10 protein-coding genes are annotated in these 8,606 nt (G+C 72.8%); 3 read left to right on the top strand and 7 right to left on the bottom strand.

Annotation, left to right across the window (positions count from 1 at the left end; genetic code table 11):
- The 4 genes from GTW40_RS05190 to GTW40_RS05175 form a co-directional block, all read right to left on the bottom strand.
- Nucleotides 1–1,731 (bottom strand): ATP-binding protein (locus GTW40_RS05190; RefSeq protein ID WP_161178958.1); only part of this gene is annotated, 1,731 nt, incomplete at its 3' end.
- 282 nt (nt 1,732–2,013) lie between these two features.
- Nucleotides 2,014–2,337, bottom strand: a complete 324-nt coding sequence (locus GTW40_RS05185; RefSeq protein ID WP_161178957.1) for an STAS domain-containing protein — start codon at nt 2,335–2,337, stop codon at nt 2,014–2,016.
- Between the two features lie 212 nt (nt 2,338–2,549).
- Nucleotides 2,550–3,398, bottom strand: coding sequence for a 3-hydroxyacyl-CoA dehydrogenase family protein (locus tag GTW40_RS05180; protein WP_161178956.1), 849 nt, complete (start codon nt 3,396–3,398; stop codon nt 2,550–2,552).
- 184 nt (nt 3,399–3,582) lie between these two features.
- Nucleotides 3,583–4,224 (bottom strand): TetR/AcrR family transcriptional regulator, encoded by a 642-nt coding sequence (locus tag GTW40_RS05175; protein WP_161178955.1) that lies wholly within the window; start codon nt 4,222–4,224, stop codon nt 3,583–3,585.
- Nucleotides 4,225–4,314: 90 nt separating this feature from the next.
- Between GTW40_RS05175 and GTW40_RS05170 the strand changes: the two genes are divergently transcribed.
- Genes GTW40_RS05170 through GTW40_RS05160 form a run of 3 tightly spaced genes read left to right on the top strand, consistent with a single transcriptional unit; the run spans nt 4,315 to nt 6,444 of the window.
- Nucleotides 4,315–5,100, top strand: a complete 786-nt coding sequence (locus tag GTW40_RS05170; RefSeq protein ID WP_161178954.1) for an ATP-binding cassette domain-containing protein — start codon at nt 4,315–4,317, stop codon at nt 5,098–5,100.
- Between the two features lie 8 nt (nt 5,101–5,108).
- Nucleotides 5,109–5,858 carry an ABC transporter permease gene (locus GTW40_RS05165; RefSeq protein WP_161178953.1) on the top strand — a complete coding sequence of 250 codons (750 nt, stop codon included), beginning with the start codon at nt 5,109–5,111 and terminating at the stop codon, nt 5,856–5,858.
- Nucleotides 5,859–5,871: 13 nt separating this feature from the next.
- The gene (locus GTW40_RS05160) at nt 5,872–6,444 is read left to right on the top strand and encodes a cob(I)yrinic acid a,c-diamide adenosyltransferase (protein ID WP_161178952.1); all 573 of its coding nucleotides are present in this window, start codon (nt 5,872–5,874) and stop codon (nt 6,442–6,444) included.
- A gap of 323 nt (nt 6,445–6,767) precedes the next feature.
- On the opposite strand, the gene GTW40_RS05155 is transcribed toward GTW40_RS05160, so the two are convergent.
- From GTW40_RS05155 to GTW40_RS05145, 3 genes are all read right to left on the bottom strand, one after another.
- A complete protein-coding gene (locus tag GTW40_RS05155) occupies nt 6,768–6,995 on the bottom strand; it encodes a hypothetical protein (protein ID WP_161178951.1) in 228 nt (75 codons plus the stop codon).
- A complete protein-coding gene (locus GTW40_RS05150) occupies nt 6,995–7,408 on the bottom strand; it encodes a hypothetical protein (protein WP_161178950.1) in 414 nt (137 codons plus the stop codon). Before GTW40_RS05150 ends, GTW40_RS05155 begins: the two co-directional genes overlap by 1 nt.
- A gap of 54 nt (nt 7,409–7,462) precedes the next feature.
- The coding region (locus tag GTW40_RS05145) for a HAMP domain-containing sensor histidine kinase (protein ID WP_161178949.1) at nt 7,463–8,606 on the bottom strand (1,144 nt) is incomplete at its 5' end.

Genomic DNA, 8,606 nt, shown 5'->3' with positions numbered 1-8,606 from the left:
GTCACCCGCGCGGTCGGCGACCAGCGCGAGCGCGCGGCGGCCCGCGACGGTGCCGCGCTTGTCCGCGAGCGCGGCCCGCAGCCCCTGGGACGCCTCCAGCTCGGTACGGGCCCGGTCCAACTGGCCCTCGCACAGCGCGAGTACGCCCAACTCGTGGTGGAAGTAAGCCTGTTCGGCCGTGTCACCGGCCAGCCGGGCGGCCTCGGTGCCGACCCGCAGGGTGCGCTGCCAGGCGTTCCAGTGCAGTCCGGCGGCGAAGGCGGCGCAGGCCGCGTGGGCGAGCCGTACCGCGCAGTTCTCCTCCGCCTCCGCCTCGTTCCCCTCGCCCTCGGTCTGCTGCCGTACGGCGGGGGCGAGCAGCGCGAGCGCGGCGAGCACCGCGTCGGCCTCGGCGCACACCCGCTCCGGGGCGACCGAGGGGTGCCCCGCCCACCAGGCGTAGTGCCGGGCGGCGGTGAGGGCGCGTTCGGCGGCGTCGTCGCCGTATCCGGCGGCCTCCAGCTGGACCCGCACGCTGGACGCGAGCCGGTAGCGGGCACCGGCGCGGGAGACCAGGCCGCAGGCCGACAGCTCGGCGAGCGCGGCGTCCGCGTGGGTGTCGCCCACCAGCGCGGGCAGATGGGCCTGGTGGGGCACCTCGCCCTCCAGCGCGACGGCGAAGCGGAGCGTGGCGCGGGCCGAGGAGCTGAGCCGGGAGGCGAGCAGCGGGGCGGGGGCGGCGGCCTCGCCGAGGGAGGGCAGCGGGACCTCCTCGGCCTCGTCCTCCTCGACCGGTACCCCGAACACCGCCTCGGCGGGGGGCCGTACGTCCTCGAAGACGCCGTACTCGTCCACCACCCCGGCGCCCGCGCGGAGTTGCTCGCGCTGCCGGAGCAGGGCGCCCGCCTGGACGAATCTGAGGGGCAGTCCCTCGGACTCGAACCACAGGTCGCCCGCCCAGTTGGACTCCTCCTCGGTGAGGGCGCGGCCGAGGGTGCGCTCCAGGATCTCCATGCTGGCCGCGCGGTCCAGGCCGGGGAGTTCGACCTCCTCGACCTCCAGGTCGGCGGCGGGGGCGGGGATGTCGGGGGTGGCGCCGAGCAGGAAGGCGCACTCGGGGGTGGCGTCGAGGAGGCCGGAGAGCGAGGCACCGCCGAACTCCAGGTCGTCCACGACGACGACGGCGCCGATCTCCTTGACCAGGGTGCGCAGTTCGTCCGGCTCGGGGTGGCGGTGCGGGGCGTCGTAGACGGTGTGGAAGAGGTCGCGCAGCAGGTCGTCGGCGGTGCGGTGGGCGCCGGTGAGGCGGACCACGCCGTCGGGGGCGAGGTCGGTGCAGTCCTCGGCGACCAGGTCGAGGAGGGAGGTGCGGCCGGCGCCGGCCGGGCCGGTCAGGCGCACGGAGCGGCCCCGGGTGAGCAGCTGGACCAGGCTCTCGCGCACCTCCTGACGGGCGAGCAGCTCGACCTCGGACTCCTCGGCGCCGGGCGGCAGGGCGGCGTACTCGGCCTCGGCGCGCTCCTCGGCGCTGCGCCTGCGGGGCGTACCGGCGCCCGGGGTGCCGGGCGGGACGGGCGCGATCTCGCTGCCGTCGACGGGGTTGACGGTCAGCAGGAAGTCACCGGAGACGATCCGGGTCGTACGGGCGAGGGCCGGGGCGCTCTGGACGAGGTGGGCGGTGAGGGAGTCGCGGGGCGGCCTGCGGCCTGGCGCCCGGTCGTGCTCCTCGGTTCCCGGAGTGATCGGGTCCATGGGTTCTCCCCAAAAGCGTCGTGTGCCCTGTCTCGGCCCCCACCGGCCTGCCGCACATCGCGCTGTCGCTTCTGGTCCGGGCCCGCTCGAAGGGATACGAGGCAGCGGGCGACCGAACCTTAAACCTTCGGACGGCATCCGCGACAGAGCGGGGTGCCCGGTGGTCCGAGAGATCACGGTCCGGTGAGGAATGCCCCCGACGTGCGGTTGGGCGTCCGTGTCCGGCCTTGCGGCTTCCCGCGGTGAACCACGCGCGACGGCAGGACCGTTACTGCCCGGGGGTCACACCCGGGGCAGCGACTCGACGCCGATCCCGCCCTCGATGGCGAGGATGCGGTGCAGCCGGGTGGCGACCAGCAGCCGCTGCATCTGCGCCGGCACATGGCGCAGCACCAGACGGCGGCCGCAGCGGCCGGCCCGCCGGTGGGCGCCCATGATCACCCCGAGCCCGGTGGCGTCCCAGGAGTCCAGTTCGGACAGGTCGAGCACGAGATCGCCGATCCCGTGGTCGACGGCCGCGTGCAGGGCCGTACGGGCGTCCGCCGCGCTGCGGACGTCGAGGCGCCCCCCGACGACCAGCTCGGCGTGGTCGCCCCTGATGTACATATGCGCTCCCCGTTGAGTGCGAGTGGCGTACTCCGTGTCGGTGCTGTGCACCGTCTGACTGTGTGAGTGGCAGAGCGGTTGCTCTTTGTAAGCGAACCGATACCGAATTCACCCCCGAGGGTGATACTCCAGGGGTGCCTGTCCGGATGTGTACGGATCGGTACGGGGGTCGGTACCGGGTCGGTTCCGACCCGGTACCGCGTCAGTACGGATCAGTACGTGTAGAAGCCCTGCCCGCTCTTGCGGCCGATGTCACCGGCGTCCACCATCCGGCGCATCAGCTCCGGCGGGGCGAACTTCTCGTCCTGGCTCTCGGTGTAGATGTTGCCGGTGGCGTGCAGCAGGATGTCCACGCCGGTGAGGTCGGCGGTGGCCAGCGGGCCCATGGCGTGTCCGAAGCCGAGCTTGCAGGCGAGGTCGATGTCCTCGGCCGTGGCGACGCCGGACTCGTAGAGCTTGGTGGCCTCGACCACGAGGGCGGAGATCAGGCGGGTGGTGACGAACCCGGCGACGTCGCGGTTGACGACGATGCAGGTCTTGCCGACCGACTCGGCGAACTCCCGCGCGGTGGCGAGGGTTTCGTCGCTGGTCTTGTAACCCCGGACCAGCTCGACGAGCCGCATCATCGGCACCGGCGAGAAGAAGTGCACGCCGACGACCCGCTCGGGGTGCTCGGTGGCGGCCGCGATCTTGGTGATCGGGATGGCGGAGGTGTTGGAGGCGAGCACGGTGTCCGGCCGGACGATCTTGTCGAGCGCGCGGAAGATCTCGTGCTTGATCTCCAGCTTCTCGAAGACGGCCTCGACCACGATGTCCGCGTCGGCGGCCGCGTCCAGGTCGGTGGTCGGGGTGATCCGCCCGAGGGCGGCCTCGGCGTCGGCCGCGTCGAGCTTGCCCTTGGCCACGAACTTGTCGTACGAGGCCCGGATGCCGTCGGTCCCCCGCTTGAGCGCCTCGTCGGTGACGTCGCGCAGAACGACGTCCCAGCCGGCCTGAGCGGCGACCTGGGCGATCCCGGACCCCATGAGCCCGGCTCCGATGACGGCGAGCTTCCCAGCCACTCCCACACCCCTTACGCGCTGTTTATGGTTCCTCTCCGGCGGAGATTAGCGCCCGGGCGCGGCCATGAGGACCGTAAGTAACGCGTGTCACGGTCTCAGGGCGTGAGACACCCGTCACGTTCCGGTGGGACCGGCACGGGGCGTCAAATGCGTACGCTTTCGCACCCTTTGACGGGTGGCCGGGTCAGCGGGGTTGGCGGATCGCGTAGTTGAGGACCTGCTCGCTCAGCAGCTCCTCGATGTCGTCCAGCAGGACCAGCACTTCACGGGAGACCTCGTCGGGTTCGCGGCCGGCGAGCATGGCGCGCCCGATGGCGGCGAACACCGTCTGATGAACCCAGCAGATCTGTCCGGCCATCAGCTCGGGCCGGGGATCGCCGTCGGCGGCGCCCGTCTCCTCGCGCAGGGCCGCCGCCAGGTGGTCCTGGATCTCCTGCTGCAAGGACCAGAGCCGGGACCTGAGGGGCGGCGCCTCGTGGACGACGCGCATGAAGCGGTCGTAGCCCTTGGTCAGGCCGACCCGGGGGGAGACGGCCTCGACCTCGCCGCGCAGCTCGCGCAGCACGGCGGCCACCGCCGACTCCCCCGTGTCGCGGCCGCGCACCCAGCGCGTGAGCCGGTCGACCAGGCCGTCGGCGCGGTCGAAGAAGAGGTCCTCCTTGGCGGGGAAGTAGTTGTAGACCGTGTTCACGGAGACGTCGGCCGCCTCGGCCACGTCCGCCATCGTCACCGCCATGAAGCCGCGCTCCAGGAACAGTCCGGTGGCGATGTCCGAGATCCGCTGCCTGGTCTCGCGCTTCTTCCGCTCCCTGAGCCCCTCTGCCATGCCGTCATCGTAGATCGACCCCTCCCTGAGTGGGGTCTCTTGAAATTTGGGGTCATTGCAATTTTAGGGTCTCTCTGTTTTTCTGTGGGCATGGCAGCAGTCATCAGCGCGGCCGGACTGGCCCGCACCTTCCGTACGAAGACAGGACCCGTGGAGGCCGTACGGTGCGTCGACCTCACCGTGCGCGAGGGCGAGATCCTCGGCTTCCTCGGCCCCAACGGCGCGGGTAAGACCACCACCCTGCGCATGCTCACCACCCTTCTGAAGCCCACCGGCGGCGCGGCGACCGTCGCCGGGCACGACCTGGTGACCGACCCCGCCGGGGTGCGCCGGGCCTGCGGCTACGTCGCCCAGTCCGGCGGGGCCGACCCGCAGGTCGGCGTGCGCGAGGAACTCGTCACCCAGGGGCGGCTGTACCGGCTGTCCAGGGCCGAGGCGACCGCCCGCGCCGGGGAACTCGCCCGCGAGCTGGACCTCACCGACCTGCTCGACCGCAAGGCCGGCGCGCTCTCCGGGGGCCAGCGCCGCCGCCTGGACATCGCGATGGCGCTCACCCACCGGCCCAAGGTGCTGTTCCTGGACGAGCCGACCACCGGTCTCGACCCGGGCAGCCGCGCCGACCTGTGGGACCTGGTCCGCCGACTGCGCGACGAGCACGGCACGACCGTGTTCCTGACCACCCACTACCTGGACGAGGCCGACGCCCTCGCCGACCGCCTGGTCATCGTCGACCGGGGCGTGGTCGCCGCCGAGGGCACCCCGGCCGTGCTCAAGCTGGAGTACGGGGGCTCGCTCGACGCCACCCTCCAGGACACCTTCCTCGCCGTCACCGGCCGCGGGCCCGCCCCGGCCGACTCCGCTCCCGTAGCCGTCTAGGACTCCCCATGCTTCTGCACGACACGGCCATCGTCTACGGTCGCTCCCTGCGCCAGTCCCTGCGCTCCCGGGTGGGGCTGCTCTTCGGACTGCTGACGCCGTTGCTCTATCTGTTCCTCTTCGGCCCGCTGCTGACCCGTCTGCCGCTCGGCGGCCGGGGCAGCTCCTGGCAGCTGCTCGTGCCCGGACTGCTGCTCCAACTCGCGCTGTTCGGCGCCTCGTTCGCGGGATTCGCCCTCATCACGGAGAACGCGCAGGGGGTGGTGGAGCGGCTGCGGGTGACCCCGGTCAGCCGTCTCGCGCTGCTGCTCGGCCGGGTGTTGCGGGACGCGACGGTCCTCGTCCTCCAGGCCGTCCTGCTGGTGCTGGCCGCGCTGGTACTGGGGCTGCGGGCACCGCTGCCGGGCATCCTGGCCGGCTTCGCCTTCGTGGCCCTGCTGACGGTGGCGCTGGCCTCGCTGTCGTACGCCCTGGCGATGAAGGCGCGCACCCCGCAGGAGTTCGCCCCGCTGATCAACGCCCTGACGGTGCCCTCGATGCTGTTGTCCGGGCTGATGCTGCCGATGACGCTGGGACCCCGCTGGCTGGACCTGCTCTCGCACCTCGTGCCGTTCCGCTATCTGGTGGACGCGGTGCGCGACGCCTATGTGGGCCGGTACGCGAGCGCGCACATGCTGTACGGCTCGCTCGTCGCCGTGGGCTTCGCCGTGCTCGCCGTGGCGGTGGGCACACGAGTGTTCCGCAGGGCCGGGGTGTAACTACGCTGGCCGCATGGTCAATCTGACGCGTATCTACACCAGGACCGGCGACAAGGGCACCACCGCGCTCGGGGACATGAGCCGGGTCGCCAAGACGGATCTGCGGATCTCGGCGTACGCCGACGCCAACGAGGCGAACGCGGTGATCGGGACGGCGATCGCGTTGGGCGGCCTTGAGGAGGAGATCGTGGCCGTCCTCACCCGGGTGCAGAACGATCTGTTCGACGTGGGTGCGGACCTGTCGACGCCGGTGGTGGAGAACCCGGAGTTCCCGCCGCTCAGGGTCGAGCAGTTCTACGTGGACCGGCTGGAGGCGGACTGCGACCGGTTCAACGAACAGCTGGCGAAGCTGAGGTCGTTCATCCTGCCGGGCGGCACCCCGGGCGCGGCCCTGCTGCACCAGGCGTGCACGGTCGTACGGCGGGCCGAGCGGTCCACGTGGGCCGCGCTCGAAGTGCACGGCGACGCGATGAACCCGCTCACCGCGACCTACCTCAACCGCCTCTCCGACCTGCTGTTCATCCTGGCCCGCACGGCGAACAAGGAGACCGGGGACGTGCTGTGGGTGCCGGGCGGGGAGCGCTGAGCCGGGAGCCGAAGGGGCCGGGGCACCCCAGGTGTCCCGGCCCTCTCCCCCGCCGCTACCGCACACTTGCCCAGTGCTCCACCCTCAGGGCGGAGGTGTGGGGCATTCTCGCCACGGCGGCCCGTAGGGGCGCAGCGTCACTGCTAACGTCGCCTTGTCCGACAACACAGTTGGCGGACCTACCGCCGGACGGGCGGGAAGTCAGGCCTGTGGAGGCCTTGTAAGACCACCTCCGGGTGGCAGGGACCCGTGAAGCAGGAACCCGAGGAGGCACCGCGTAGCGGTGCTGACCGGAATCATCTGCGTTCACGCAGGTGAGGGCGTCAATTGTCCGCGTCGCTCGTCGCGTCGCGGTCCGCCGCGGCCGCCGCCGACTCGGCGGCGTCGACCTTCTTCTCCATGTCCGCGTAGCCGGACGGGGCGGAGGTGGCGGCCGCCGACGAGCCCCCGGTGCCCGGGGTCGTCGCGGCGTCGTCGTGGCCGCAGCCGGTGGCGAGGGCCGCGAGCGCCGTCAGGAGTACGGCCGCCGCTGTCCGCCGGGCCGTGCGCATCAGCTCCCCGCCTTGCCGTCGTCGTTCTTCGCGCACCAGTCCTTGACCGCGTCCAGGTCCTTCTGGCGCTGTTCCAGGCTGGTCCGCAGCGACGTGCGGAAGTCCAGCCGGTCCTGGAGGAACGTGGCGATCTCGGAGTGGCCCGCCTTCTTGGCGTTGTCCACGCGCTGCTGGAGCCGGGCCACCGAGCCGCGCCGGGCCACGCCCGCGTCCAGCCGCTCCAGGGCGCGGTCCAGCCGCCGGTCGATCTTCGGCACCCGCTTGCACAGCGCCTGGGCGCCGTCACCGGTGGGCCCGGCGGCCTTCGGGGTGGGCGTGGCGTCGCCGGCCGAGGCGACTCCCGCCGTGCCCGCCAGGAGTGCCGCGGCCGCGAGTCCGGCCAGGAGGGTGCGGGCCTGCGGTCGTATGTGCATGTGCCTCTCCTTCGCTTGCGGGGCGGCCGACTCGGCCGTCCGTCGGAGGAGAAGCTAGGAGGCTTCTTTGGGGAAACCCTGTGACCGGTTCGTCCCGGCCGTGACGCCGTGCTCCGCCGTGCCGATGAGCCAGTCCCGGCGGCCGGGCCGCCCCGGTCCCCCGAGCGGCAGCCGTACCTCGAAGCGCGCCCCCGTGCCGTCCGGGCCGTCGGCGACACCCACGCTCCCCCGGTGCAGCGCCGCCTGCTGGGCGACGAGGGTGAGGCCGAGGCCGGAGCCCGTGCTGTCGGGGCCGCGCCGGAACCGCTCGAAGACCCGCTGCCGCGCCTCGGGCGGTATGCCGGGCCCCCGGTCGGTCACGGCGAGGACGGCGTCGTTCCCGAAGCGGTGCGCGCTCACCCGTATGCGGGCGGCGCCCGTCGTGTCGCGGCCGTGGGCCAGCGCGTTGGCGAGCAGGTTGTCCAGGAGCAGCCGCAGCCCCGGCTCCCAGCCGTGCACGGACAGTCCCGGTTCAGCGTCCAGGGTGATCTCGGCGCCCCGGTCCCGGCGGCAAGCCTCGGCCACGGCCGCGTCGGCGACGTCCGCGAGATCCACGGGCGCGAAGGTCTCCGCCTCCACCAGGTCGCCGCGCCCCAGCTCCCGCAGCATCACCAACAGGCCGAGCAGCCGGGCGTGTTCGAGCCGGAGGTCCGTCAGCACCTCGTCCCGGTCGCCGTCGGGCAGGCCGGGGAAGCCGAGGATGTCGAGGTTGGTGCCCATGCTCATCAGCGGGGTGCGCAGTTCGTGCGCGGCGGCGGAGGAGAAGGAGCGGGCGGTGTCCAGGGCCTCGGCGGTGCGCGCGGCCTGCTCGTCGTAGCGGGCGAGGACGGTGCGCAGGGTGGCGGCCAGCTCGTCCACTTCGGTGACCCCGGTGCGCTCCTGGCCGAGCCGGTCCCCGCTGATGCGCGGATCCAGCCCGGCCGTACGGCGCGTGAGGCGGCGCAGCGGTGCGCTCGCGCCCCCGGCGACCCCCCAGGCGAGCAGCCCGGACAGCGGCGCGGCGAGCAGCGCGGTCAGCACCACCCGGCGCCGTACCAGCCGCACTTGGGCGCGGCTGGCGGTGTCGGGCGCGAAGACCCAGAGCGTGCCGCGCGCGCTGCCCGCGCGGACCGGGCGGGCCAGGACCTGCCAGGTGCGGGCGCCGTCCCGGACGGTCACC

The sequence above is a fragment of the Streptomyces sp. SID4985 genome (genome assembly GCF_009863025.1).
Classification (GTDB): Bacteria; Actinomycetota; Actinomycetes; order Streptomycetales; family Streptomycetaceae; genus Streptomyces.
Note: the sequence above shows the minus strand (reverse complement) of the source record. Positions and strands in the feature narration are given on the sequence as shown.